General features: G+C 68.8%; 22 protein-coding genes and 1 tRNA gene. 10 read left to right on the forward strand and 13 right to left on the reverse strand.

Going from position 1 to position 25,105, the window contains the following annotated elements:
- Window positions 1-13: 13 nt before the first annotated feature.
- The 5 genes from KOL93_RS05790 to KOL93_RS05810 are packed head-to-tail and all read left to right on the forward strand — an operon-like array spanning window position 14 to window position 4,892.
- Window positions 14-802: a LysR substrate-binding domain-containing protein gene (locus KOL93_RS05790; RefSeq protein WP_221584364.1), complete on the forward strand. Its 789-nt coding sequence runs from the start codon at window positions 14-16 to the stop codon at window positions 800-802.
- Window positions 768-1,883 carry an NAD(P)H-dependent glycerol-3-phosphate dehydrogenase gene (locus tag KOL93_RS05795; RefSeq protein ID WP_221584365.1) on the forward strand — a complete coding sequence of 372 codons (1,116 nt, stop codon included), beginning with the start codon at window positions 768-770 and terminating at the stop codon, window positions 1,881-1,883. The genes KOL93_RS05790 and KOL93_RS05795 overlap by 35 nt, the downstream gene beginning before the upstream one ends.
- Window positions 1,880-2,680 (forward strand): HAD family hydrolase, encoded by an 801-nt coding sequence (locus tag KOL93_RS05800; RefSeq protein ID WP_221584366.1) that lies wholly within the window; start codon window positions 1,880-1,882, stop codon window positions 2,678-2,680. The genes KOL93_RS05795 and KOL93_RS05800 overlap by 4 nt, the downstream gene beginning before the upstream one ends.
- Window positions 2,677-4,263 carry a glucosylglycerol-phosphate synthase gene (gene ggpS, locus KOL93_RS05805; protein WP_221584367.1) on the forward strand — a complete coding sequence of 529 codons (1,587 nt, stop codon included), beginning with the start codon at window positions 2,677-2,679 and terminating at the stop codon, window positions 4,261-4,263. The genes KOL93_RS05800 and ggpS overlap by 4 nt, the downstream gene beginning before the upstream one ends.
- On the forward strand, window positions 4,263-4,892 hold the full coding sequence (locus KOL93_RS05810; RefSeq protein ID WP_221584368.1) for a pentapeptide repeat-containing protein: 630 nt from the start codon (window positions 4,263-4,265) through the stop codon (window positions 4,890-4,892). The genes ggpS and KOL93_RS05810 overlap by 1 nt, the downstream gene beginning before the upstream one ends.
- A gap of 57 nt (window positions 4,893-4,949) precedes the next feature.
- Here KOL93_RS05810 and KOL93_RS05815 read toward each other — a convergent pair whose 3' ends face one another.
- A complete protein-coding gene (locus tag KOL93_RS05815; RefSeq protein ID WP_221584369.1) occupies window positions 4,950-5,921 on the reverse strand; it encodes an SRPBCC family protein in 972 nt (323 codons plus the stop codon).
- Between the two features lie 4 nt (window positions 5,922-5,925).
- Entirely contained in the window at window positions 5,926-6,267 is a 342-nt protein-coding gene (locus KOL93_RS05820) for an ArsR/SmtB family transcription factor (protein ID WP_221584370.1), read from the reverse strand.
- 136 nt (window positions 6,268-6,403) lie between these two features.
- Between KOL93_RS05820 and valS the strand changes: the two genes are divergently transcribed.
- Window positions 6,404-8,968 (forward strand): valine--tRNA ligase, encoded by a 2,565-nt coding sequence (gene valS, locus KOL93_RS05825; protein ID WP_221584371.1) that lies wholly within the window; start codon window positions 6,404-6,406, stop codon window positions 8,966-8,968.
- 2 nt (window positions 8,969-8,970) lie between these two features.
- Entirely contained in the window at window positions 8,971-9,204 is a 234-nt protein-coding gene (locus KOL93_RS05830) for a hypothetical protein (protein ID WP_221584372.1), read from the forward strand.
- An 80-nt stretch (window positions 9,205-9,284) separates the two neighbouring features.
- On the opposite strand, the gene clpX is transcribed toward KOL93_RS05830, so the two are convergent.
- The 6 genes from clpX to helR form a co-directional block, all read right to left on the reverse strand.
- Entirely contained in the window at window positions 9,285-10,556 is a 1,272-nt protein-coding gene (gene clpX / locus KOL93_RS05835) for an ATP-dependent Clp protease ATP-binding subunit ClpX (RefSeq protein WP_221584373.1), read from the reverse strand.
- A gap of 154 nt (window positions 10,557-10,710) precedes the next feature.
- Window positions 10,711-11,367, reverse strand: coding sequence for an ATP-dependent Clp protease proteolytic subunit (locus KOL93_RS05840; RefSeq protein ID WP_221584374.1), 657 nt, complete (start codon window positions 11,365-11,367; stop codon window positions 10,711-10,713).
- A 23-nt stretch (window positions 11,368-11,390) separates the two neighbouring features.
- The gene (locus tag KOL93_RS05845) at window positions 11,391-11,984 is read right to left on the reverse strand and encodes an ATP-dependent Clp protease proteolytic subunit (RefSeq protein WP_221584375.1); all 594 of its coding nucleotides are present in this window, start codon (window positions 11,982-11,984) and stop codon (window positions 11,391-11,393) included.
- 156 nt (window positions 11,985-12,140) lie between these two features.
- Complete coding sequence (gene tig / locus KOL93_RS05850; protein WP_221584376.1) at window positions 12,141-13,481, reverse strand: trigger factor; 1,341 nt, start codon at window positions 13,479-13,481, stop codon at window positions 12,141-12,143.
- A gap of 149 nt (window positions 13,482-13,630) precedes the next feature.
- A tRNA-Pro gene (locus tag KOL93_RS05855) sits at window positions 13,631-13,704 on the reverse strand.
- Window positions 13,705-13,804: 100 nt separating this feature from the next.
- Entirely contained in the window at window positions 13,805-16,015 is a 2,211-nt protein-coding gene (helR, locus tag KOL93_RS05860; protein ID WP_221584377.1) for an RNA polymerase recycling motor ATPase HelR, read from the reverse strand.
- A 54-nt stretch (window positions 16,016-16,069) separates the two neighbouring features.
- Between helR and KOL93_RS05865 the strand changes: the two genes are divergently transcribed.
- Both KOL93_RS05865 and KOL93_RS05870 read left to right on the forward strand, forming a co-directional pair.
- Window positions 16,070-16,726 carry a cation diffusion facilitator family transporter gene (locus KOL93_RS05865; RefSeq protein WP_221584378.1) on the forward strand — a complete coding sequence of 219 codons (657 nt, stop codon included), beginning with the start codon at window positions 16,070-16,072 and terminating at the stop codon, window positions 16,724-16,726.
- Window positions 16,727-16,747: 21 nt separating this feature from the next.
- Window positions 16,748-18,238: a deoxyguanosinetriphosphate triphosphohydrolase family protein gene (locus tag KOL93_RS05870; protein WP_221584379.1), complete on the forward strand. Its 1,491-nt coding sequence runs from the start codon at window positions 16,748-16,750 to the stop codon at window positions 18,236-18,238.
- Window positions 18,239-18,567: 329 nt separating this feature from the next.
- On the opposite strand, the gene KOL93_RS05875 is transcribed toward KOL93_RS05870, so the two are convergent.
- Window positions 18,568-19,650, reverse strand: a complete 1,083-nt coding sequence (locus tag KOL93_RS05875) for an ATP-binding protein (protein ID WP_221584380.1) — start codon at window positions 19,648-19,650, stop codon at window positions 18,568-18,570.
- A gap of 222 nt (window positions 19,651-19,872) precedes the next feature.
- On the opposite strand from KOL93_RS05875, the gene gdhA reads away from it, so the two are divergent.
- The gene (gdhA, locus tag KOL93_RS05880) at window positions 19,873-21,216 is read left to right on the forward strand and encodes an NADP-specific glutamate dehydrogenase (protein ID WP_221584381.1); all 1,344 of its coding nucleotides are present in this window, start codon (window positions 19,873-19,875) and stop codon (window positions 21,214-21,216) included.
- 127 nt (window positions 21,217-21,343) lie between these two features.
- On the opposite strand, the gene KOL93_RS05885 is transcribed toward gdhA, so the two are convergent.
- From KOL93_RS05885 to KOL93_RS05900, 4 genes are read right to left on the reverse strand one after another with little or no spacing between them, the layout of a single operon-like run.
- Window positions 21,344-21,844, reverse strand: a complete 501-nt coding sequence (locus KOL93_RS05885; protein WP_308291548.1) for a GNAT family N-acetyltransferase — start codon at window positions 21,842-21,844, stop codon at window positions 21,344-21,346.
- A 43-nt stretch (window positions 21,845-21,887) separates the two neighbouring features.
- On the reverse strand, window positions 21,888-22,910 hold the full coding sequence (locus tag KOL93_RS05890) for an LLM class flavin-dependent oxidoreductase (RefSeq protein ID WP_221584382.1): 1,023 nt from the start codon (window positions 22,908-22,910) through the stop codon (window positions 21,888-21,890).
- A 51-nt stretch (window positions 22,911-22,961) separates the two neighbouring features.
- Window positions 22,962-23,720 carry an SGNH/GDSL hydrolase family protein gene (locus KOL93_RS05895; RefSeq protein ID WP_221584383.1) on the reverse strand — a complete coding sequence of 253 codons (759 nt, stop codon included), beginning with the start codon at window positions 23,718-23,720 and terminating at the stop codon, window positions 22,962-22,964.
- 28 nt (window positions 23,721-23,748) lie between these two features.
- Window positions 23,749-25,071 carry an MFS transporter gene (locus KOL93_RS05900; protein ID WP_308291549.1) on the reverse strand — a complete coding sequence of 441 codons (1,323 nt, stop codon included), beginning with the start codon at window positions 25,069-25,071 and terminating at the stop codon, window positions 23,749-23,751.
- Between the last annotated feature and the right edge of the window lie 34 nt (window positions 25,072-25,105).

Raw genomic sequence — 25,105 nt, forward strand, 5'->3', positions numbered from 1 at the left:
GCGGAACGCGCCCGTGATCGCGAGTCCCAGCAGCCCCGTCAGCACGAGCCCGGCCGAGGCGCTCAACGTCTCGCAGCCGGCCGTGAGCTACGCGCTGCGCCGACTGCGGGTCCACTTCGACGACGCGCTGTTCGTGCGCAGCGGGTCAGGCGTGCGCCCGACGCGCCTCGCCACCGATCTGTACGCCGACGTCAGCGGGCCGCTCGCGCAGCTCGCGCACACCACCGAGGACCGGGCCAGCTTCGACCCCGCCACGTCGCACGCGCGCTTCCGGATCGCGCTGACCGATCTCGGCGAGGCGGGCCTCCTCCCCCGGATCCTCCGTGCGACGAACAGCGCTGCGTCCGGCGTTCGAATCGAGACCGTGCCCCTCGACGTCGACACCGTGGCCCGCGAGATCCTCTCCCGCGACATCGACGCCGCGATCATGAGCTCCACGGTCCCCGCACGGGTGAACCAGGAGGTGCTGTTCTACGACCGATACGTCTGCCTCGTGCCCGCAGACGTGCCGAGCGACGACGGCACCGTTCGCCTCGACGACCTCCGCGCGCTGCGGGAGGTGCGCGTCGGCCGCTCCGCCGGTCACCGCGCGATCGCCGACGCCGTGAGCGCCCTCGGCGAGGGCGTCCTCCCGGACGCGCCGAGGTGCGACTCATCTCGCACCGCGACGGCGGAACGTCTGCGGCGCACGCGTGGTTCCTCGAGGCGATCCGCGGCGCGCTCGGCGCGTGACGTGCGTGAAATGCGGGTTCGATATGGTGTCGATAATGCTCCCCGATACACGCTTGACACGACCATATGAACACATCGCTGTCATCGGCGGCGGGGCGTGGGGGACGGCGCTCGCCGCGGTCGCAGTGCGCGCCGGACGCGATGTGCGACTCTGGATGCGCGACGAACAGGTCGCGCACGATATCGCTTCCGGTCGTGGGAACACCCGATATCTCGAGGGCCTCGAGCTGCCCGTCGGAATTCGGCCGACGACCGATGTCGACGAGGCCCTCGCCGGAGCCGACGCCGTTCTCCTCGTGACGCCGTCGACGACGGTGCGCCATGTCGCCCGGCGCATCGGCGAATCGGCGGCTCCGGGCGTGCCGATCTTCGTGTGCGCCAAGGGCATCGAGGCGGGCACGGGCATGCTCATGAGCGAGGTGGCCTCCGAGGCGGCTCCCGGCCGCGTGATCGGGACAGTGACAGGGCCGACGTTCGCGACGGAGACAGCCGCGGGACATCCGACGGCGGTCACCGTCGCATGCACGTCGGGGGTGCGCGTGCCCCCGCAGGATCGCGCGGCGACACGCATGGCGATCTCTCTCACCACGGGCGCCTTCCGGCCGTACGTGTCGAATGACATGCCCGGTGTGGAAGTCGGCGGCGCGGTCAAGAACATCATTGCGATCGCGTGCGGGATTCTCGAGGGCGCCGGGTTCGGCGAGAATTCGCGCGCCGCGATCATCACGCGCGGTCTCGACGAGATGAAGGAACTCGCCGTCGGGCTCGGCGGGCGCCGTGAGACCGTGACGGGTCTCGGCGGGCTGGGCGACCTCATGCTGACGTGTTCCTCACGTCAGTCGCGCAACTTCTCGTACGGCTTCCAGCGCGGGCAAGGACTGAACGACGCCGACGTCTTCGAGGGCCGTGCTGTCGTGGTCGAAGGCCGGCACAACGCTGTCACCGTGACCGACCTCGCTCGCCTGATCGGCATCACGATGCCGATCAGCGAGATGGTCCGCGCGATCGTCGCCGACGGCCGGCCGATCGGCGACGCCTTCGCGCAGTACTGGGCCTCTCCGATCCGGGCCGAACCACGCGCGCTCGATCTCGAGATCGCGCACCCCGCGATCGAGGCCGTGACCGAACGATTCGAGTACCTGAACGCATGACCGACCTCTCCGCTCCCCGCTGGAGCTTCGTCCTCGCGACCGACCTCGATGGCACGTTCCTCGGCGGCAGCGCCGCGCAGCGCCGCGCCCTCTACGACTGGATCGCGGAGCATCGGGCCGACGTCGGACTCATCTTCGTGACCGGACGAGATCCCGAGTACATCGAGAGCCTCTGCCGCGAGGGCGCCGATGCGTGGCGCGGAGACCGCGTGAAGGCACCGTGGCCGGACTACGTCGTCGGCGACGTCGGCACGACGATCGCCGGAATCTCGGCCGGTCGCGTCCGCCCCATCGACGTGCTCGAACAGGACATCCGAGACGCGTGGCAGGATCGCGGCACATGGATCCGCGAGGTCCTGCGCGATGCGCCGGGCCTCATCGAGCAGGACACGACGTTCCGGCATCGCGTGTCGTACCACTGGGACCCCGATGCATACGACCCCGCGAGCGTCGCGCCGCTCGAGGCGGCGGGCCTCGACGTGCTCATCTCGCACGGGTGCTATCTCGACGTACTGCCCGGCGGCGTCTCGAAAGGGCCGTCGCTCGTGCGCCTGCTCGAACGGCTCGACGTCGATCGCGCGCGGGTGCTCGTCGCCGGCGACACCCTCAACGATCTGTCGATGTTCGCCACCGGGCTCGCGGGCGCCGTCGTGGGCGGCGCCGAGCAGGCCCTTCTCGACGCGACGGCCGACATGCCCCGCGCGCTCCACTGCACGCTCCCCGGCGCGGCGGGCATCGCCGAGGCGATCCGCGCATTCGCCCTTCACACCGATCCCCCTCAGGAGGTGACGGCATGAGCACTGACAAGAGCGACCTCGTCGTCGTGTACCACCGGCAGCCGTACGAAGAGGTCGTCCTCGACGACGGCACGGTCGAATTGCGCGAGAACTCCAGTCCCAACGGCATCGTCCCGACGATCAAGGGCGTCATGGGCAAGATGGAGTCCGCCGCGTGGGTGGCGTGGAAGCAGGCTGAGGATCCGCAGAGGCCGCAGTTCGAGCAGATCATCGAGATCGACGACAGCTACGGAACGTACTCCGTCAATCGCCTGCCGCTCACCGAGCACGAGGTCTCGAGCTTCTACCACCTCACGTCGAAGGAGGCGTTCTGGCCGATCCTCCACGGCTTCAAGGAGCGCTACAACTACGACCCGGTCGACTGGGAGACGTTCCGTTCCGTCAACCGCAAGTTCGCCGAGGCCGCGGCGGACGCCGCGAGCGACGATGCGGTCGTCTGGATCCACGACTACAACCTGTGGCTGGTGCCCGGCTTCCTCCGCGAGATCAAGCCGAGCGTCAAGATCGCGTTCTTCCACCACACGCCGTTCCCCGCGTCCGGGATGTTCAACGTGCTGCCGTGGCGCGAAGAGATCATCCGCTCGCTGCTCGAGTGCGACTCGATCGGCTTCCACATCCCCCGGTACGCCCAGAGCTTCGTGTCGGTCGCACGGTCGATCACATCCGCCCGCACGATCGCCGATCAGCCCACGGATCCCGACATGTCCCCGCGGGGCGACGCGCTGTCGGAGCGCTGGACGCCCACCCTGATGGAGCACCACGGGCACCGGATCCACATCGAGACGAACCCTGTCGGCGTGAACGACGCCTACGTCGAAGAGCTCACGCAGCGGGACGGATTCGCGCAGCGCGTGCAGGAGATCCGCGACTGGGTCGGCGACGCGACCATGGTCCTCTCCGTGTCGCGCACCGACTACACGAAGGGAAACATCGAACAGCTCGAGACGTTCGAGCGACTCCTGCAGCGTCGGCCGGAGCTGCGGGGCCGCGTCCGCCTCATGCTCGTGTCCGTCGGCGCGAACCGCGCGATGGCGGCGTACGACGAGATCCAGCAGCGGATCGAGGAGATCACCGGGCGCATCAACGGCACGCACGGATCCTTCGAGTGGCAGCCGGTCTCCCTCATCTCGACGGCCATCCCGATGCCGGACCTCGTCGCCTACTACCGCGCGGCCGACATCTGCTCGATCACGCCGCTCGCCGATGGACTCAACCTCGTCGCCCCTGAGTTCTGCATCGCGCAGGGCGACGAGGGATCCGGCGCGCTGATCCTGTCCGAGTTCGCCGGCTGCGCGGTGCTCCTCGAGGGGCAGATCCCCGTCAACCCGTTCAGCTACGCGAATATGGATCGCGCACTCGACGCAGCCCTCGCCATGAGCGAGGAGGGCCGACGGGAACGCATGCGCGATCTCGTGCGCTCGTCGAAGCGCTGGAACATCACCGCGTGGTCCGACGCGACCATGAAGCTGTTCCGCGCCCTCCGCCGCGGCGAGAAGCCCGAGATCACGCCATCGGCCGCGATGGCGAGCGACCGCACGAGCGAGATCCCGATCGTCTCCGCATCCGACACCTCCGTCGGCTGATGCGCGCGCTCGCTGCTCCCGATCTGCCAGCCCGTCGGAGCCCTTCGAACGCGGCCGGAGCCCATGCCGAGCTCGACGCCCTCGACCTCACCTGGCGGGGCGGCGTCGACATCGCGCACGCCCACCTCACCGAGTGCGTCGTCCTGCCGACGGTGCTCGAGGGGGTGCTCGGACGCGGCGCGACGCTCATCGACGTCGCGTTCGACGACGTCGTGTGCCCCAGCGTGGACCTGCGAGATGCGTCCCTTCGGCGCGTCCGGTTCCGCGGCGGACGCATCGGCGCGCTCGATCTGCAGGGAGCCCGCGTCGCCGATGTCATCCTCGACGACGTACGAGTCGACTATCTGACGTTCGCCGGAGCACGTCTCGAGAACGTCGTCCTGTCGGAGAGCAGGATCCGCTCGCTCGACCTGCCCCTCGCCACGATCGAGGGCGCGCAGATCGCGGGCACCGAGATCGGAGAGCTCGACCCACGGGAGATGCGGGCGAAGAGCTTCGACCTCCGCGGCGCCGAGATCGGGCGCATTCTGAACGTCGCGAGTCTCCGGGGCGCCACGCTCTCGCCCGCGCAGGCGGACGCGATGACCCTGGCCTTCGCGGACGCCCTCGGGATCCACGTCGAATCGTGACGCGAGGGCGGGCTGCGCGGCCGGGGCCGCGCAGCCCGCCCTGGCACGTCGGCCTCATCAGGCGAGCACGCCCTCCAGCCGGTCGTAGCTCATCTCCATGCCGTCGGTCATGCCCGTCGCGAGGACCTGATCGCGGACCTCGGCGCTCTCGTACGTCATGACGTAGACGAGCAGCGTGCCCTCGGGCACGGGGGTGAGCGTGAGCTCGTTGATCGTCGTGCCGGGGAGGCCCTCCATCTGCTCCGTGTGAACGATGCGGTGCGGCTCCTCCGACGCGAGCACGTCGCCGATGATGCTGAACGCCTCTCCCTCGACGCCGTCGCCCGGCGACCAGCGGTAGCGCGTCGATGACCCCTCCCCCGCCGGCGGGATGCACTCCGTGAACTCCCATCCGTCGGGCCCGTACATCCACCGGCGCACGAGGTCCGCGTCGTGATGCGCCCGCCACACGTCCTCGACGGATCCGCGGATCACCCGCGACACGCGGATCTGCGTGTCGGACAGCTTCTGCATCTGCGTCGGGATCTCGGCGGCGAATGTCTTCAGATCGGCCAGGACGAGGTCGATCTGACTCATCGCCGACGTCATGCCCTCGAGCATGCCCATCTCGAGCAGCTGCTCGAGCTCGTCGACGCTGTGGAAGTGCGTGACGGCCGTCATCCTCGATCCGTCTGCCGTCTCGTCGAAGGTGAACCGCACACGCATGGAGGGCATGTCGGGGTTCGGCTCGCCGTCGTCGCCGCAGAAGCCGTCGAGCACCTCGAAGGCATCGGGCGCGTCGACCCTGAGGAACTCCCAGTAGCCCGCCGACGTGTCGCCGTCTGGTCCGGTCATGGAATAGCGGCTCTGGCCTCCCGGGAACATGTCGTGCCGGAAGAAGGTGGCCGGATACGTCTCCGGCCCCCAGAACTGCTCGATCTGCCGTGGGTCCGCGTAGGCGTCCCAGAGGCGCTGCTTCGTCGCGGCGAAGTCGGCCACGATCGTCAGCGTGAGTGCGTCGCGGTCGGTGTCGACCGAGGTGATGGGCATGCTGTCACTCCTTGAGTTCTGCCAGCAGGGCGTCGAGTCGCGCGACTCGCGCCCGCCAGATCTCTTCGAATGCGCCGAGCAGCCGCTGCGCGCGGCGGATCCGTTCGGGGTCTCCGTGCACGACTCGCTCCCGTCCTCGGGGCCTCTTCGTCACGAGGCCCGCTCCTTCGAGAACCGCGACGTGCTTCTGCACGGCCGCGAACGACATGTCGTACGCGGCTGCCAGTTCGGACACGGTCGCCTCGTCGGTCAGTGTGCGCCGCACGATGTCACGGCGCGTGGAATCGGCCAGGGCGCGGAAGATCCGGTTCGCCTCGGCGTCGCTCAACTCGATGTCTACAACCATTTGGTTGTACGTTAAGACGTCGCGCCGCGCCGCGCAACCCCAGCCTCGAAGAAGTCGCGCCCCGTAGAATGGCGGCGTATCCCACCACATCAGGCACGCAGACACCGTGCCGCCCATATCGCGAGGAGCTCCGCGCATGGCCGACATTCCCGATAAGCCCAAACTCGAGGGACTCGAGCAGAAGTGGGGTGAGCGCTGGGAGCGGGACGGCACGTACCGCTTCGACCGCGCCGCCGCTCAGGTCGTCGGCCGCGAGGGCGTCTACTCGGTGGACACGCCGCCTCCGACCGCATCAGGGTCGCTGCACATCGGCCACGTCTTCAGCTACACCCACACCGACGTGAAGGCGCGCTTCGAGCGCATGCGCGGCAAGCAGGTGTTCTACCCGATCGGCTGGGACGACAACGGCCTCCCGACCGAGCGACGCGTGCAGAACTACTACGGCGTCCGCTGCGACCCCTCGCTCCCCTACGACCCCGATTTCGCCCCGCCGTTCGAGGGCACGACGAAGAACATCAAGGCCGCCGACCAGGTGCCGATCAGTCGCCGCAATTTCACCGAGCTGTGCGAGAAGCTCACGGTCGAGGACGAGGAGAAGTTCGAGGAGCTCTGGCGCCAGCTCGGCCTCTCGGTCGACTGGACGCAGAACTACCGAACGATCTCCGACGACACGATCCGCACGAGCCAGCTGGCGTTCCTGAACAACATCGAGCGCGGCGAGGCCTATCAGGCACTCGCGCCCACGCTGTGGGACATCGACTTCCGCTCCGCGATCGCACAGGCCGAGCTCGAGGATCGCGAGCGACCCGCCGCCTACCACCGGCTCGCGTTCCACCGGACGGACAGCGCGGGCGATCTCGTCATCGAGACGACGCGGCCCGAGCTTCTCGCCGCGTGCGTCGCGCTCGTCGCCCACCCCGACGACGAGCGCTATCAGGAGCACTTCGGATCCACCGTCACGACGCCGCTCTTCGACGTCGAGGTCCCCGTGCTCCCCCACCCGCTCGCGCAGCCCGACAAGGGCTCCGGCATCGCCATGATCTGCACGTTCGGCGACATGAACGACATCATCTGGTGGCGCGAGCTCGACCTGCCGAACCGCACGATCATCGGCAAGGACGGCCGCGTCGTCGCCGATGCCCCCGAGGTCATCGTGTCCGAGCGAGGGACCGCCGCCTACGGCGAGCTCGCCGGCAAGACCGTGTTCAGCGCCCAGAAGCGCGTGGTCGAGCTTCTCGACGAGTCGGGCGAGCTCGTCGGAACGGGCGAGCAGTTCAACCACCCCGTCAAGTTCTTCGAGAAGGGCGACCGCCCGCTCGAGATCGTGTCGACGCGCCAGTGGTATGTCCGCAACGGCGCGCGCGACGAAGCCCTGAAGAAGAGGCTGCTGGCGTTCGGCGAGCAGGTCGAATGGCACCCTGAGTTCATGCGGGTGCGCTACGAGAACTGGGTGAACGGCCTCACCGGAGACTGGCTCGTCTCGCGTCAGCGGTTCTTCGGCGTGCCGATCCCCGTCTGGTACGCGCTCGATGAGAACGGCGCACGCGACTACGACCGCGTCCTCGTTCCCGACGCCGCCTCGCTGCCGATCGACCCGTCGAGCGACGTGCCCGCCGGCTACTCGGAGGAGCAGCGCGGCGCGGCCGGCGGCTTCGAGGCCGAGACCGACGTGTTCGACACGTGGGCGACCTCGTCGCTCACGCCGCAGCTCGCGGGCCGCTGGCAGAGCGACGACGAGCTGTGGAGGCTCGTCGCACCGTTCGACGTCCGTCCGCAGGGCCAGGACATCATCCGCACGTGGCTGTTCTCGACGATGCTCCGCAGCGTGCTGGAGGACGAGGTGGCGCCGTGGAAGCACGCGTCGATCTCGGGCTTCATCGTCGACCCCGACCGCAAGAAGATGTCGAAGTCGAAGGGCAACGTCGTGACGCCCGCGGACGTTCTCGCGACGCACGGCTCCGACGCGGTGCGGTACTGGGCGGCATCGAGCCGTCTCGGCACCGATGCGGCCTTCGACCCGCAGAACCCGACGCAGATCAAGATCGGCCGCCGCCTCGCCATCAAGGTGCTCAACGCGGCGAAGTTCGTGCTGGGCTTCGACGCGCCGGAGAACGCCGAGGTGACCGAGCCGCTCGACCTCTCCATGCTCGCGGCTCTCGATGACGTCGTCGTGCAGGCGACCACCGCGCTCGACGCCTACGACCATGCCCGCGCGCTCGAGGTGTCCGAGGCGTTCTTCTGGACGTTCTGCGACGACTACCTCGAGCTTGTGAAGGAGCGCGCCTACGGAGGTGGCGCCGCGGGCGCATCCGCGGCCGCGGCACTGCGCGTCGCGCTGTCGACGCTGCTGCGTCTCCTCGCCCCCGTCGTGTCGTTCGCGGCGGAGGAGGCATGGAGCTGGTTCCAGGACGGATCCGTGCACGCGGCCGAATGGCCCGTCCGCTCGGACCTCGGCGGAGATCCCGCCGTCCTCGCCAGCGCGTCACGCGCCCTGATCGGCGTGCGACGCGCGAAGACCGAGGCGAAGGCCTCGCAGAAGACCCCCGTCGAGCGGGCCGCGATCATCGCACCCGCCGCCGAGGTCGCTCTGCTGCGCCTCGCCGAGGCCGACCTGCGAGCGGTCGGCCGCATCGCGGAGCTGTCGCTCACGGAGGGCGACGAGTTCCAGGTCACATCGATCGCGCTCGCAGAACAGGAGTAGTCATGAAGCTCGGCACACGCTGGCAGGCGGGCGGAGAGCCCCCGTCATCCGTTCCCGCGGCGATCCGCGACGAGATCGCGAAGGTGGAGACGAACCTCCCCCAGGTCGGCCCCCGACCCATGTGGACGCTCACGTGGCTCGAGGACCGGCCGATCGCCGAACTCGACAGCGGCATCGAGGTCGCCCTCGGCGCCGACGGCACCGCCACGGTGTCGACGTTCGACCCCATGGATTGACGCTCCGACGCGCACGACGAAGCCCCCGCATTCTCCGACCGGAGAACGCGGGGGCGTCGTCGTGAGGGGCGGGCTCGTCGTCAGGCGCTCTTGCGGCGCTGACGCAGAACGACCGTGGGGGCGGCTCCGTCTTCGACCGCGGCACGGGTGACGACCACCTTCGCCACGTCGTCGCTCGAGGGGATCTCGAACATGATCGGCCCGAGCACGTCCTCGAGGATCGCGCGGAGCCCGCGCGCGCCCGTCTTGCGGGCGACCGCGAGATCGGCGATCGCGAGCAGCGCGTCGTGGTCGAAGTCGAGCTCGACGTCGTCGATCAGGAACATGCGCTGGTACTGCTTGACGAGCGCATTGCGCGGCACCGTGAGGATGTCGACGAGCGCGTCCTGGTCGAGCGGATCGACCGCTGCGATGACCGGCAGGCGGCCGATGAACTCGGGGATCAGGCCGAACTTGTGCAGGTCTTCTGGCAGGACCTCGGAGAACAGCGCATCGTTGTCGCGCTTCGACTGCAGGGGTGCGCCGAATCCGACGCCCGCGCGGCCCACGCGCGAGGACACGATCTCCTCGAGTCCCGCGAAGGCGCCCGCGACGATGAACAGGACGTTCGTCGTGTCGATCTGGATGAACTCCTGGTGAGGGTGTTTGCGGCCGCCCTGAGGAGGGACCGATGCCGTCGCACCCTCGAGGATCTTGAGCAGCGCCTGCTGCACACCCTCGCCTGAGACGTCGCGTGTGATCGACGGGTTCTCGGCCTTGCGGGCGATCTTGTCGACCTCGTCGATGTAGATGATGCCCTGCTCGGCGCGCGCGACGTCGTAGTCGGCTGCCTGCAGCAGCTTGAGGAGGATGTTCTCGACGTCTTCTCCGACGTATCCCGCCTCGGTGAGCGCCGTGGCGTCGGCGACCGCGAAGGGGACATTGAGGCGCTTCGCGAGCGTCTGGGCGAGGTAGGTCTTCCCCGAGCCCGTCGGACCGAGCATGAGGATGTTGCTCTTGGTGATCTCGACGTCTTCTGCCTTCTCGTCGGCCGCCTTGATCTCGCCCTGCGCGCGCACTCGCTTGTAGTGGTTGTAGACGGCCACCGCCAGCGCGCGCTTCGCGTTCTCCTGGCCGATGACGAACTCCTCGAGGAAGCCGTAGATCTCGCGCGGCTTCGGGAGGTCGAACTCGGCGACCTCCTCGTCGCCCGCCGACTCGGCCATGCGCTCTTCGATGATCTCGTTGCAGAGCTCGACGCACTCATCGCAGATGTAGACGCCGGGCCCTGCGATCAACTGCTGAACCTGCTTCTGGCTCTTTCCGCAGAACGAGCACTTGAACAGGTCGGCGCTTTCGCCGATACGGGCCATGCGATCACTCCTCCGGGGTCTGCTCGCGGACTTCTCTCAGGCTAGTCGCAACCTCTGACAAACGAACGCAGGCGCGACCGCGACGCGCCCGCGAATGACGGATGCCCCGCCCGACCGCAGGGTCGAACGGGGCATCCGTCGCGGGAACCGTCGATCAGCCGACGGGGCCGCGCTTGCGCGTCGTCAGCACCTGGTCGACGAGGCCGTACTCGACGGCCTCCGCGGCACCGAGGATCTTGTCGCGGTCGATGTCCTTGTGCACCTGCTCGGTCGTGCGGTTCGAGTGCTTCGCCATCGTGTCCTCGAGCCACGTGCGCATGCGCATGATCTCGGCCGCCTGGATCTCGATGTCGGACGCCTGACCATGACCCGACTCGCCGACGGACGGCTGGTGCATGAGCACGCGGGCGTTCGGCAGCGCGAGGCGCTTGCCGGGGGCGCCCGCCGCGAGGAGAACCGACGCCGCCGAGGCCGCCTGGCCGAGGACGACCGTCTGGATCTCGGGCGAGATGTACTGCATCGTGTCGTAGATCGCCGTCATGGCCGTGAACGAGCCGCCGGGCGAGTTGATGTACATGATGATGTCGCGGTCGGGATCCTGGCTCTCGAGCACCAGGAGCTGCGCCATGACGTCGTCGGCCGACGCGTCGTCGACCTGCACGCCGAGGAAGATGACGCGATCCTCGAACAGCTTGTTGTAGGGATCCTGGCGCTTGAAGCCATAGGCCGTGCGCTCCTCGAACTGCGGGAGGATGTACCGGCTCGACGGCGTCTGAAGGCCCTGCGGAGCGGGTGTGTACGGGGTGTGCATCGTGTGTATCGTCCCTTGCTTCCTCAGTTGGACTCGCGGGCGGTGCCGCCGCCGCCCGCCACGTCGGTCGCGCTCTCGCGGATGTGATCGACGAATCCGTAATCGAGCGCCTCCTCCGCGGTGAACCAGTGGTCGCGGTCGCCGTCGGCGTTGATCTGCTCGACGGTCTTGCCTGTCTGGCGCGCAGTGATCTCCGCGAGGCGGTTCTTCATCGAGACGATGAGCTCGGCCTGCGTCTGGATGTCGCTCGCGGTGCCGCCGAACCCGCCGTGCGGCTGGTGCAGCAGAACGCGGGCGTTCGGCGTGATGTAGCGCTTGCCCATCGTGCCGCTCGTGAGGAGCAGCTGACCCATCGAGGCGGCCATGCCGATTCCGACGGTGACGATGTCGTTCGGGACGAACTGCATCGTGTCGTAGATGGCCATGCCGGCAGTGATCGAGCCACCGGGCGAGTTGATGTAGAGGTAGATGTCCTTCTTGGCGTCTTCGGCGGCGAGGAGCAGGATCTTCGCGCAGATCTCGTTCGCATTCTCGTCTCGCACCTCCGACCCCAGCCAGATGATGCGGTCCTTCAGCAGCTGGTCGAAGACACTCTGTGCCATCAGCGGTTCGGGCATTCTCACTCCATTCAGGTGTGCGTCGGTATGACACTACCGGCGCGATCACGCCCCTCCGCGCGTGTTCGCCGTGGGCATACGAGCCGCGCCGGCAGACGCAGAGAGGGCCGCCACCCTGCGGTGAACGGCCCTCTCGGCGATAGGATCCTCAGCGGATCACTTGGCCTCTTCGGCCTGCTCCTCCGAGGCCGCGTCCTCGGACTCGTCGGCCTGCTCGTCCGCGTCCGCCGCGAAGCCCTCGAGGTCGACGGCCTCGCCGTTCGTGTCGACGACCTCGGCCTTGCCGAGCACCATGGCGATCGCCTTGTTGCGAGCGACGTCGCCCATGAGAGCCTGCAGCTGGTTGCCCTGCTGCAGCGCCTGCACGAAGTCCTGCGGGCTCATGCCGTACTGCTGCGACGCCTGGATGAGGTACTGCGTGAACTCATCCTGGGAGACCTGCACATCGAGGTCCTTCGCGATGCGGTCGAAGAGGAGCTGCGTGCGGAACTGCTTCTCGCTCGCCTCTGTCACTTCGGCGCGGTGCTCGTCGTCCTCGAGGCGGTTCTCCTGCTCGAGGTGGCGGTGCACCTCGTCCTCGATGACGCTCGCCGGCACCGGCAGCTCGACGGCCTCGAGGAGCTGCTCGACGAGCTTGTCGCGTGCGGCAGAGCCCTGCGCGAACGTGCCCTTCTGCTTCGCCTGGTCGGCGAGCGACTCGCGCAGCTCGGCGAGCGTGTCGAACTCGCTCGCCATCTGTGCGAAGTCGTCGTCGGCCTCGGGGAGCTCGCGCTCCTTCACGGCCTTGACCGCGACGTGGACCTCGGCCTCTTCGCCCGCGCGCTCGCCGCCGACGAGCGTCGACCGGAACGTCGTCTCCTCACCGGCGGTGAGGGAGTCGATCGCCTCGTCGGTGCCCTCGAGCAGCTCGCCCGAGCCGACCTCGTACGACACGCCCTCGGCGCGGTCGATCTCGTCGTCGCCGATCTTGGCGACGAGATCGAGCTCGACGAAGTTGCCCGTCGCCGCAGGACGGTCGACGGGAACGAGCGTGCCGAAGCGCGCGCGGAGCTCCTCGAGCTCGGCGTCGATGGCGGCCTCGTCGACCTCGATCGGGTCGACCGTGACCTTCAGGCTCTCGAGGTCGGGAACCTCGAACTCGGGCGCGACGTCGACCTCGATGTCGACCTCGAGGTCGCCCGAGAAGTCCTTCTCGTTCGGCCACACGGCGATGTCCGCCTGCGGGCGACCGAGGATCTGCAGGTCGTGCTCGGCGACGGCCTCGCGGAAGAACTGGTCGAGCCCTTCGTTCACCGCGTGCTCGATGACGACGCCGCGGCCGACGCGCTGGTCGATGATCGGAGCCGGAACCTTGCCCTTGCGGAAGCCGGGGATCTCGACGTCCTGCGCGATGTGCTCGTACGCGTGGTCGACGCTCGGCTTGAGCTCGTCCGGCGTGACCGTGATGTGCAGCTTGACCCTGGTCGGGTTGAGCTTCTCGACGGTGGTGTTCACCATGCTGGTTCGCTTCTCCTTGTCGCGGACCCGCGGCGAACGCCGCCGCGGGCTGAGGTCTGGGTGCTCGACGCTTCGCGCCTCTGACCCTCAATCGTTCGTCCCAAGAACGCAAGCGTTCTTGCTCCTCACTCAATCGGGTGGGCCGGACGTCGGGGCGACAGGATTTGAACCTGCGGCCTCCCGCTCCCAAAGCGGGCGCTCTACCAAGCTGAGCTACGCCCCGCGGATTCCGCACATTCGGGAACACGAAACGGCCGCGTCGAGTCTAGCTGACGTGAGCAACAGAACCGTCACCCCACGTGGAGATACGGGAGCGACCGAGATCAGCTCTCCAGGATCACGAGCTGCTCGGTCGCGCGCGTCATGGCGACATAGCGGTCGACGGCGCCCTCGATCCCATCGCCGAGCCCTGCGGGATCCACGAGCACCACCAGGTCGAATTCGAGGCCCTTCGCCTCCGCGGCGGTCAGAGCGCGCACCCGCGGCAGGTCGGGCGTGTCGGACGCGCCGATCACGCAGGCGACCCCGTCGCCGTGGGTCGCGAGCCAGTCGCGCAGGATGCCGTCGAGCTCGGCGACGGAGCCGCGACGCACGGGGATCCCGCTCTCGCGCACCGACGTCGGCACGTTCGCGTCGACGACGACCCCGCGGATCTCGGGCGCCGCGTTCGCCATGACCTCAGCGGGCGTGCGGTAGTTGATGCGCAGGCCGGACACGCCGACGCGGGTGATCCCCACGCGCGCGAGACGCTCCTCCCACGATGCGGAGAAGCCATGGCGCGCCTGGGCCCGGTCGCCGACGATCGTGAAGCTCTTCGACGGGCAGCGCCGGATGAGCATGCGCCACTCGGCGTCCGAGAGCTCCTGCGCCTCGTCGATGACGATATGGGCGAACGGTCCTTCGAGCACGTCGACGTCGACCGTCGGGATCGCACCGTCGTCGATGAGCCGGTCCTGCATGTCACCCGCCTGCAGCATGAGCGAGACGCCCTCGCCGTCTTCGTCGGCGTCGGACAGGTACTCGACGACGGTCTCGATGCGCTCGCGCTCCGCGACGAGTGCAGCACGGCGTTCGCGGCGACGCCGGGCGAGATCGGGGTCGCCGATGATGTCCCGCGCGGCGTCGACGAGCGGAAGATCGGCGTCGGTCCACGCCGTGCCGTCGCGGCGCTGCAGCGCCGCGACCTCGGCCTCGGAGAGCCACGGCGCCGCCGTGGCGAGCAGGCGAGGCGAGGTCCACAGCGCCGCGACGAGGCGCGCCGGGTCCAGCACGGGCCAGACGCGGTCGAAGACGTCACGCAGCTGCGCGTGATGCTCGAGCTCGCGTCGTGCGAGGTGCGGCGGCATGTCGACGACCGACGAAGTGACCAGATCGAGCAGCTCGTCCCAGATGAGATCGCGCGCCTCGTTGTGCGGCGTGCCGTGGTCGGCGGCGTCCAGCGCCTCGGCCCACGTCTCCGGCTCCACATCGAGGTCGGTCCAGGAGGCCTGGATCACCGTCGTCTCCTCGGGACGCCGTTCGTAGCGCCGCACGACATTCTGGATGGCGCGCTCGAGATCCGCGGCACCCTTCAGCCGAGCGATCCGCACGTCGTCCTCGGGGAGCGCCGCCGGCCCCTCGGGCGTGAGACGTCGCAGGGTCGCGATGCGCACGCTGTCCTCGCCCAGGCTCGGCAGCACGTCGTCGACGTACGACAGATAGGCGTCGTTGGGGCCGATGAACAGCACCCCGCCGCCGCCCCGATCCGAGATGCGCGCGTCCGAGTACAGAAGGTACGCCGCGCGATGGAGCGCCACGACCGTCTTCCCGGTTCCGGGTCCGCCATCGACGACGAGGGCGTCATGGGAGTCGGCGCGGATGATCGCGTCCTGGTCCGCCTGGATCGTCCCGAGCACGTCCCGCATCTGCGACGTGCGCGACGCCCCCAGACTCTGGATGAAGGCCGACTGATCGTCGAGCGCCGCCCCGGGCGCCCGGTCAGACGCCGCGAACACCTCGTCCCAGAAGTCGACCACGCGTCCATTCGCCCAGCGGTAGCGACGTCTGCTCACGCACCCCATGCTGTGCGCGTGTGTGGCGCCGAAGAACGGCTCGGCGGCCGGCGCGCGCCAGTCGATCAGCAGTCGGCGACCCTCGCTGTCGACGAGTCCCGCCCGTCCGATGTAGAGGGGCTCTTCGGAACCCTCGGGGACGATCCTGCCGAGGCAGAGGTCCAGCGCGAAGCGCCGCAGCACGCTCTGACGCGCCGCCAGCCGATGCACCTCGATGTCACGGTCCATCGCGTCCTGCCCTCCCCCGGACGCCCGGCGGGCGGCGTCGAGCCGCTCCTCGAGCGACGAGCGGGCCTCGTCGAGCGCGCGTGCGATGCGCGCGAAGTGCTCTTCGTCCGCGGCGATGAGCTCTGGAACCGCCTTGGCGGATCGGGAATCGGGCAGGGCGAAAGCGGGAGCCGGTGACGTCACGATGATCCATTGTCCGCCACCGGCGACTCCCGCCGGGCCGTGCCCCGTTCGCGTGCCGAGAACGATGCTCATGAGCGATTGGATCGATCCGGATCCGCGCGCCCCGAGCGCTCATACGATCGGTGCGTGACCACTCTCGCCGCCCCCCGTCGACTCGTCCTCGAACGCCGCATCCGCCTCATCGTCGCGGTCACCATCGGCTACAACATCATCGAGGCGATCGTGGCGATCGCCGCGGGAACGGTCGCGTCGTCGGCGGCGCTCATCGGATTCGGCATCGACTCGATGGTCGAAGTGCTCTCGGCGGCTGCCGTCGCGTGGCAGTTCACGCGCCGCGACCCCGAACGCTGGGAGAAGCCGACCCTTCGCGTCATCGCGGTGGCGTTCTTCGCACTCGCGATCTACGTGACGGTCTCGTCGGTCCTCGCTCTCACCGCCGGATCCGACGTGCAGCACAGCACTGCCGGGATCGTGCTGACCGCCATCAGCCTGGTGATCATGCCTCTCCTCTCGTTCGCCGAGCGGCGCACCGGCCGGGAGCTCGGATCCGCGACCGCCGTCGCGGACTCGAAGCAGACGCTCATCTGCGCGTGGCTCTCGGCGGCCGTCCTCGTCGGTCTCCTCCTCAACAGCCTCTTCGGCTGGTGGTGGGCCGACGCCCTCGCGGGCTTCGTCATCGCGGCCTTTGCGATCCGCGAGGGCATCGAAGCGTGGCGCGGAGACACCTGCGCGACGAGCGTCGGCATGCTCCTCGACGACGAGCACGAGGGCGACGACGAGTAGCGGATGCGCCAGGATGGGCGCATGACGATCCGTGACCCGCGCGCCGCGCGCCGCGTGCCCGAGGAGCTCGACGAGTTCCAGAGCGCCGAGCGCCACCCCGACTACCGCGTCGACATCGAGCGGATCCGCTTTTCGCCGTACTTCTCACGGCTGTCGGCGGTGACCCAGGTCATCTCGCAGACAGGCGCGGGCCTCGCCGTCCACAACCGCCTCACGCACTCCGTGAAGGTCGCCGCCGTCGCGCGGGCCATCGCCGTGCGCCTCTCGACCGACGACGGACCGACGGGCGCGCTCGTCGAGGAGCTCGGCGGATGCCACCCGGTCGTCGTCCAGGCCGCCGCCAGCGCTCACGACCTCGGCCACCCGCCCTTCGGGCACCTCGGCGAGCACACGCTCGACCGCCTGGCCCGCGATCGTTTCCGCCTGCGCGAGGGCTTCGAGGGCAACGCGCAGACCTTCCGGATCCTCACCCGCCTCGACGAGCACGACCAACCCGGCGTCGGCCTCAATCTCACGGCCGCAGTGCGCGCCGCCGTGCTCAAGTACCCCTGGCTGCGCGGACACGGCGCAGGGCGGCGCGGCGGATCGCGCAAGTTCTCCGCGTACGCCGCCGACGTCGACGACATGCGCGATGCGCTCGCCGCATACCCGCTCATCGAGGAGGGGCAGCAGACCGTCGAGTGCTCGATCATGGACATCGCCGACGACATCGCCTACTCCCTGCACGACCTGGACGACTTCTATCGCGCGGGCCTCCTCAATCAGGCGACGATCTCGGCGGAGTTTCGCGCGTGGTATCGCGATCTGACCGAACTGCGCGCCCTCGATGCGCCTGCGATCGCCTCTGCGACGCGTGCGCCGGGTCACTCTCTCGAGCTGCTGTGGCGCCGTCTCCAGGCGCGTGATCCGTGGATCGCGGACGCGGATGCCTTCGAACGCGCCGTCTCCAAGGTGACCGACGAGGTCATCGACGGCCTGCTGTCGGTGCCGTTCGACGGCTCCCTCGCGGGCGAGCGGTCGCTGGCCGGATTCACCTCGGAGTGGATCCAGCACCTGCAGGCATCCGTCTCGGTGGACCGCTCTCCCCACCGACGCTCGGGACACGTGAGCCTCGACCGCACGGCGTGGCACGAGGTCGCGGTGCTGAAGTTCCTGCACGAGCGCTTCATCCTCGACCGCCCCGACCTCGCCGTGTACCAGCGCGGGCAGGCGAGCGTGCTCGAGCGCCTGGTCGACGGGTTCTCCGCCTGGATCGACGACGAATACGACGTGCGGCGCGCCCCGCGTCGACTGCTCGATCTCGTCGATCTCGCATCCGAGGACTATCTCCACACCCGGCGAGAGCACCCGGAGCTGCTCGATACCACCGACGAGGAAGAGCTGCTGCAGCGCGCGACGGGCCGCGGCGTCATCGACTACGTCGCGTCGCTCACCGACGCGCAGGCCACGTCGCTCGATGCGCTCCTCATCGGCCAGACCGAGCGGCTCTGGGACGCGGGCCAGGGGCTCTGACACACGGCAGCGGCCGCTCCTCGATCATCGAGGAGCGGCCGCTGTCAGGGTGCGATCAGAGACCGAGCAGGTGGAGCAGGTCTCCGATGATTCCGCCGATGTTGTTCCAGAGGTCGCCGAGGGGTCCAGACAGCATGTGTGCTCCATTCGTCGTGCAAAGGATGCCCGCGGATCCGATCCGCGGCGCCACATCTCCGATGCGGTGACCACACGCTATCCACGAGCGAATAACTGCACGTCACGCGTCGATGACAGAGGCGTTACCGACCACGAGCTCCGCGGCGGGCACGGCGCTCGCCCCATCGTGCCCGTCCGCTCCCGAGGACAGTTCAGCGGAGACCGATGGGCACGTCGGCCCCGCCCTCGCGGGTCAGCCGCGCCCCCATCTGCACCAGCTGCGGTTCGGAGGCGAATCCTCCGGCGAAGAGCGCCTGCCCCTGCTGGAACTGCGGAGAGCGCTCCAGCATGTCCGATGGCGCGAAACCGAAGATCTGGCCGAGCTCGTCCAGGTCACGTGTGGAGCTCATCTTCATCAGCGCGAGGTTGTCGCACTGCGAGATGACGTTCGGGTGCAGCTTCGACGGCCGCTGCGTGGACAGCAGCAGCCAGATGCCGTACTTGCGCCCTTCCGCCGCGATCTGGACGATGCGCTCCGTGAGCGCGCGGGCGAGCGGCGTGTCTGCGTCGGGCGACGCGAGGTTGTGCGCCTCGTCGATCACCACGAGGCGGCCGGTGCGCTCATGGCGCTGCGCCCACAGCCGGTCGAGGACAGCCAGCGCCGTCGTCTGCAGCTGCGCGGCGGACTCGAATCCGCCGAGGTCGACCACGGTGGCGTCCGGCTGCTCGCCGACGACGTCCGTGACGTCGCGGCCGCCCCACGCCCACATCTCCCAGTCGATCACGCCGAGGTTGCGCAGGCGCAGCGCGAGCCGGCGGAACAGCGGGTCCGAGTGACCCTCCAGCCACTCGGCCAGGCTCCTGTCGTCACCGAAGTCGAACTCGCTCCCCACGCGCAGCATGGCGTTGTACTCCTCGGCATCCAGCACCGGATCCAGCTGCAGGACAGCCGCGCGCGAGCGGATGTCCATGTCGACGAAGCGCACCTGGAGGTGGTCGTCGCCCGCATTCCCGGGGCGGAGGATGCGGACGTCTCGCGACGTCAGCTGCGCGGCGGCCTCGTCGGGGGCGTCCTCCTGCGGGGTGTCGAGATGCACGAAGTCGGAGTTCGGATCCAGGATGACGACCGGCAGCCGGGTGTGCAGGAGCAGCTGTTCGAGGACCACGCCGAGTGCGTAGGTCTTGCCCGAACCGCTCTGACCGCACCAGAAGGTGTGGCGATTGAACTTGGGAGCACGAAGGCTCGCCGTCGCGGATGAATTCAGGAGGGTGCCGATCGGCATCTCAGCGCTCATGTTCGTCATCGTATTCGGGCGCGGGGACGCCGCGCGTCTCGTCCGTGCCGCATGCGGCCGCTGCGGCCCGCCAGAGGTCGGCGTGCGGGTTCCGAACCGGTAGCCTGTCGCCGGACTCGGTCAGACGCACCAACCACGGCAGGAGTCTCTTCGACGCGCCCTCGCGCGTCCCCTCCGTCTCTGGGCGGAACCCTCGCGCTCACGCGCACCAGAAAGGACCTCATGCTCGACTCCCCCCTTCAGGAGACCCTCGACACCGTCATCGCGCGGAACCCCGGCGAACCGGAGTTCCACCAGGCGGTCAGAGAGGTATTCGATTCTCTCGCCCTCATCCAGGAACGCCACCCGGAGTATCACGACCTCGCGATCCTCACGCGTCTGTGCGAACCCGAGCGACAGATCATCTTCCGTGTGCCCTGGGTCGACGACCGCGGCGCTGTCCGCGTCAACCGCGGGTTCCGAGTCGAGTTCAACTCCGCCCTCGGTCCGTACAAGGGCGGTCTTCGATTCCGCGAGTCGGTCAACCTCGGAATCGTGAAGTTCCTGGGCTTCGAGCAGATCTTCAAGAACTCCCTCACGGGGCTCCCGATCGGAGGTGGCAAGGGCGGTTCCGACTTCGACCCCGCGGGGAAGTCGGACGGCGAAGTCATGCGCTTCTGCCAGTCGTTCATGACCGAACTCCATCGCCATATCGGCGAGCACACCGACGTGCCCGCCGGTGACATCGGCGTCGGCGCACGCGAGATCGGGTATCTCTTCGGGCAGTACAAGCGCCTCACCAATCGCTACGAGGCGGGGGTGCTGACCGGCAAGGGACTCGACTGGGGCGGGTCCCTCGTCCGAAAGGAAGCCACGGGCTACGGCACGGCGGTCTTCGCCGAGGAGATGCTCGCGGCGCGTGGCGAGGGCCTCGACGGGCGCTCGGTCGCCGTCTCGGGCTCGGGCAACGTCGCCCTCTACGCGATCGAGAAGGTCCACCAGCTCGGCGGACGGGTCGTCACCGCCTCCGATTCCAGCGGTTACATCGTCGACGAGGCGGGCGTCGATCTCGAGCTGCTGAAGCAGATCAAAGAGGTCGAGCGCGGGCGCATCCGCGACTACGCCGAACGCCGCGGAGGACGGGCACGGTTCGTCCCGAACGCCTCGGTGTGGAGTGTTCCCGTGGATGTCGCGCTTCCGTGCGCGACGCAGAACGAGCTCGACGAGTCCGACGCGCGGACCTTGATCGCCGGCGGTGTCGCAGCCGTCGCCGAAGGCGCGAACATGCCGTGCACGTCGGGAGCCGTCGACCTGTTCCGTGCGGCGGGCGTCGCGTTCGGGCCCGGCAAGGCCGCAAACGCGGGAGGCGTCGCGACGAGCGCGCTCGAGATGCAGCAGAACGCGTCTCGTGACGCGTGGACGTTCGACTACACCGAGGAGCGCCTCACCGACATCATGCGGTCGATCCACGCGAACTGCCTCGAGACGGCTGACGAGTACGGGCGCCCGGGCGACTACGTCGTCGGCGCGAACGTCGCCGGATTCCGCAAGGTCGCCGACGCCATGATGGCCTTCGGCGTCATCTGACCCGCACGGTGCGGGGTGGCGTCACGAGCCGTCCCGCACCGCGCGGATCACCGCCAGCCGCGCATGTGCGTCAGTACCGAATCGATGACGTGGGCGTGGTCGTCGACGCCCAGCTGGTTCGGGTTGCTCACGCGAGTTCCAAGCACAGCAGCCCCTCGCGGTCGTCACACGGTGCGCCGTCGACGAATCCGAGACGCCGGTACATCCGGATCGCGGGTTCTCGCCACTCCCATACCGAAAGCCGAACCGGACGAGACGCCATGCGGAGCGCCTCGGCGATGAGTGCTGATCCCACCCCGCGACCTCGTGCCGGAGGCATGGTCCAGAACCGTTTAATCTCCGAGGCTCCCGACGTCGGGACGGAGAGCACCACCATCCCGCAGTCTTCTCCGTCCGCACTCGCCACAAGCACACGCATTCCGCTCAGCGACTCGGCAGGACGAGCCACCTCTCGCATGTACCGTTCTGGCAGCTCGTCGACCCGCGCATCGAGGCCGTGCTCTGCCTTCTCCACCTGGGTCCGGCGGAGATAGTCGTCGAGCAGCGAAGAGACCGAGGCCCCGTCTTCCGGGAAAGACGCTTCCCGCACGACGATCGGTTCACGCGAGGGAGCGAATGCGTCGTTCACGCCACGACGCCAGCAGGAGTCCGCTCGCGCAGAGGTGATGGCGCTACCGCCAGCCGAGAGCTGGGGCGATGTGCGTCAGGACCGACTCGATGACGTGCGCGTTGTAGTCGACGCCGAGCTGGTTCGGGACGGTGAGCAGCAGCGTGTCGGCCTCGGCGATCGCCTCGTCGTGGCGCAGCTGCTCGATGAGCGCGTCGGGCTCGTCGGCGTAGGAGCGCCCGAATATCGCGCGCGTGCTCGCGTCGATGTGGCCGATCTGATCTTCCGTGTCGCCCCCCAGGAAGTACCGACGATCCATCTCGTTCGTGATGGCGAAGATCGACCGGGAGACCGACGTGCGCGCCTCGTACCCGTGCGCATCGGAGTCCCATGCCTCCCGAAATGTGCGCAGCTGCTTCGCCTGCTGGACGTGGAAGGGCTCCCCCGTCTCGTCGTTCTTGAGCGTGGAGCTCATGAGGTTCATCCCCTTCTCCGCCGCCCATCGCGCCGTCGCGTCGGACCCGGCTCCCCACCAGATCCGCTTGCGCAGACCCTCGCTGTGCGGCTCGAGCCGGAGGAGTCCCGGCGGGTTCGGGAACATGGGGCGCGGATTGGGCTCCGCGAAGCCCTCGCCGTCGAGGAGCTGGAGGAGCAGTTCCGTCTTCTGCCGGGCCGCCTCTGCTCCGGACGGATCGCTCTCCTCCGAGCCGTATCCGAAGTGCTTCCAGCCGTCGACGACCTGCTCGGGCGAACCGCGCGAGATTCCGAGCTGCAGTCGCCCGTCTGCGATGAGATCCGCCGATCCGGCGTCCTCGACCATGTAGAGCGGGTTCTCGTAGCGCATGTCGATGACGCCCGTGCCGAGCTCGATACGGCTCGTCTTCGCACCGGCCGCGGCGAGCAGCGGGAACGGGGAGGCGAGCTGGCGCGCGAAGTGGTGCACACGGAAGTACGCGCCGTCGGCGCCGAGATCCTCCGCCGCCTGGGCGAGGTCGATCGACTGGTGGAGGACGTCGCTCGCAGACTGCGTCGCCGACTGCGGATGCGGCGTCCAGTGGCCGAACGAGAGGAAACCGATCTTCTTCATAGATCTATTCTCTCGCATGAAAGACGGGGTGGCGCCGTTCGACGCGCCCCGCTACCTCTGTGCGGGGACCTGCGTCCACTCGGCGAACTTCGGGGCGCGGCCATCACCCGACGAGCGTCCGGTGAGCCGACGCCTCACCCAGGGCAGAACGTGCGCGCGATAGTAGTCGCGGCTCTCCAGGTGCGCGGCCGGCTGCTCCGGCAGCGACCACCAGTCGATCGGCGCGCCGACCCCCAGAGCATCGAGCACGCGTGCGGCCACGCGATGGTGTCCGCGGAAGTTCATGTGAAGTCGATCGGGCGACCAGTACGCCGGGTCCCTCAGCTCCTCGTCCGTCCAGTTGACCGCCCACACGATGTTCTCATTCCGGCGCATTCGGGCCGTGACGGCCTCGGTCAGCACGTCCCCACGCTGGCGAATGAGCGACGACATCGGGAGCCCGCTCGACGGATCCGCGCCCGCCAGGATGATCGGCGTCACGCCCTCGTCCTCGCACCGGCGGACGACCTTCACGAACGCGTCCACGACGCGGTCCGTCGACGTGCCCGGACGGAGCATGTCGTTCCCCCCGCCGTTGAACGACAGGTGCGTGGGCTCCAGCGCGAGTGCGCGCTCGAGCTGTTCGTCGACGACCGGCCAGGCGAGGCGACCTCGAATGGCGAGGTTCGCATACTCGATCGGCTGACCCCGCACGCTCGCCCAGCCCTCGGCGACGAGATCGGCCCATCCTCGGGGCCGCCCGTCTTCACGCTCGTCGCCGACGCCCTCCGTGAAGGAGTCGCCGATCGCCACATACCGCACTGTCGCCACCCCCTCATCCTAGGGAGGACGAGACGACTCAGGAGGCGTCGAGCACACGGCCCTTCATATCGCCCAGCCCCCACGCGGTCGCCGCAGCGATCGCGAAGAACACCGCGAAGACCGTGAACACGAGTCCCGCGCCTCCGACCTCAAGCGCCCACGGAGTGAACAGGGGGGCGATGATCGATGCGATGCGCCCGACGCCCGCGGCCCAGCCTGCCCCGGTCGCGCGCGTCGATGTGGGATAGATCTCCGGGCTGACGGCGTACAGCGCCCCCCAGGCACCGAGGTTGAAGAACGACAGCAGGCACCCGAACACGAGGATCTGCCACACCTCGCCGGCCGTGCCGAAGAGCATCGCCGCGCCCGCGGATCCCACGAGGAACGCCGAGAGCGTCGCCCGACGCCCCCACACCTCGATGAGCCAGGCCGCGACCGCATACCCGGGCAGCTGGGCGAGCGTAATGATGAGCGTGTACTCGAAGGACCGGAGCAGATCGAACCCCTGTGCGACGAGGATCGACGGAATCCAGATGAAGGCGCCATAGTACGAGAAGTTCACGCAGAACCACACGGCCCACAGTGCGACCGTGCGCCGCGCGAGCCCACCCGCGAAGAGCCCGCGCACGCCGGTCGGCCCACGGGGCGCGGCCGGCGCAGGGCTCGCCGCCGGCGCGACAGCGGCCTCAGACGGCGCACGGCCGCCCTCGAAGAGCTGCACCACCTTCTCGGCCTCGGCGATGCGGCCCTTCGATTCGAGCCAACGCGCCGACTCCGGCAGCCCCCACCGCACGACGATCGCGTAGATCGCGGGGATCGCGCCGATCGCGAAGGCCCAGCGCCACCCGTTCTCCAGCGGCACGACGAGGTAGCCGATCACGGCCGACAGCGTCCACCCCACGGCCCAGAACGCCTCGAGAATCACGACGAGCCGGCCGCGGATCCGCGCCGGAGCGAATTCGCTCACGTAGGTCGAGGCGACGGGGAGCTCGGAGCCGAGACCGAGCCCGACGAGGAAGCGCAGGACGAGGAGCATGCCCACTCCCCCGACGAGAGCGCTCGCTCCCGTCGCGACGCCGTAGATGAGAAGCGTCAGCGCGAACACCTGCCGACGACCGAGCTTGTCGGCGAGCAGTCCGCCGAGGCTCGCGCCGATCGCCATGCCGATGAATCCGACGGAGGTGATCCATCCAGTCGTGCCGCCGCTGAGCTCCCACTCGACCGCGAGGGCGGCGATGATGAACGAGATCAGGCCGACGTCCATCGCATCGAGCGCCCAGCCGAGGCCAGAGCCGGTCAGGACTCGGAGATGCGGACGCGAGAAGCGGAGCCCATCGAGGCGCGCAGAGGGAGAGGTCACACCGACAGGTTAATGTCGGCATGACCCTTTCTCA

Source organism: Microbacterium salitolerans (genome assembly GCF_019720895.1).
GTDB lineage: Bacteria > Actinomycetota > Actinomycetes > Actinomycetales > Microbacteriaceae > Microbacterium.

What these genes read in the sequence shown, in the direction of transcription:
- KOL93_RS05845 (WP_221584375.1), bottom strand. Translation starts at nt 11,984, where the DNA reads ATGCCCGAACCGCTGATGGCACAGAGTGTCTTCGACCAGCTGCTGAAG.
- tig (WP_221584376.1), bottom strand. Translation starts at nt 13,481, where the DNA reads ATGGTGAACACCACCGTCGAGAAGCTCAACCCGACCAGGGTCAAGCTG.
- KOL93_RS05815 (WP_221584369.1), bottom strand. Translation starts at nt 5,921, where the DNA reads ATGCCCATCACCTCGGTCGACACCGACCGCGACGCACTCACGCTGACG.
- KOL93_RS05810 (WP_221584368.1), top strand. Translation starts at nt 4,263, where the DNA reads ATGCGCGCGCTCGCTGCTCCCGATCTGCCAGCCCGTCGGAGCCCTTCG.
- KOL93_RS05875 (WP_221584380.1), bottom strand. Translation starts at nt 19,650, where the DNA reads ATGAGCGCTGAGATGCCGATCGGCACCCTCCTGAATTCATCCGCGACG.
- KOL93_RS05800 (WP_221584366.1), top strand. Translation starts at nt 1,880, where the DNA reads ATGACCGACCTCTCCGCTCCCCGCTGGAGCTTCGTCCTCGCGACCGAC.
- KOL93_RS05890 (WP_221584382.1), bottom strand. Translation starts at nt 22,910, where the DNA reads ATGAAGAAGATCGGTTTCCTCTCGTTCGGCCACTGGACGCCGCATCCG.
- KOL93_RS05840 (WP_221584374.1), bottom strand. Translation starts at nt 11,367, where the DNA reads ATGCACACCCCGTACACACCCGCTCCGCAGGGCCTTCAGACGCCGTCG.
- KOL93_RS05830 (WP_221584372.1), top strand. Translation starts at nt 8,971, where the DNA reads ATGAAGCTCGGCACACGCTGGCAGGCGGGCGGAGAGCCCCCGTCATCC.
- ggpS (WP_221584367.1), top strand. Translation starts at nt 2,677, where the DNA reads ATGAGCACTGACAAGAGCGACCTCGTCGTCGTGTACCACCGGCAGCCG.
- gdhA (WP_221584381.1), top strand. Translation starts at nt 19,873, where the DNA reads ATGCTCGACTCCCCCCTTCAGGAGACCCTCGACACCGTCATCGCGCGG.
- helR (WP_221584377.1), bottom strand. Translation starts at nt 16,015, where the DNA reads ATGAGCATCGTTCTCGGCACGCGAACGGGGCACGGCCCGGCGGGAGTC.
- KOL93_RS05795 (WP_221584365.1), top strand. Translation starts at nt 768, where the DNA reads ATGCTCCCCGATACACGCTTGACACGACCATATGAACACATCGCTGTC.
- KOL93_RS05820 (WP_221584370.1), bottom strand. Translation starts at nt 6,267, where the DNA reads ATGGTTGTAGACATCGAGTTGAGCGACGCCGAGGCGAACCGGATCTTC.
- KOL93_RS05870 (WP_221584379.1), top strand. Translation starts at nt 16,748, where the DNA reads ATGACGATCCGTGACCCGCGCGCCGCGCGCCGCGTGCCCGAGGAGCTC.
- clpX (WP_221584373.1), bottom strand. Translation starts at nt 10,556, where the DNA reads ATGGCCCGTATCGGCGAAAGCGCCGACCTGTTCAAGTGCTCGTTCTGC.
- valS (WP_221584371.1), top strand. Translation starts at nt 6,404, where the DNA reads ATGGCCGACATTCCCGATAAGCCCAAACTCGAGGGACTCGAGCAGAAG.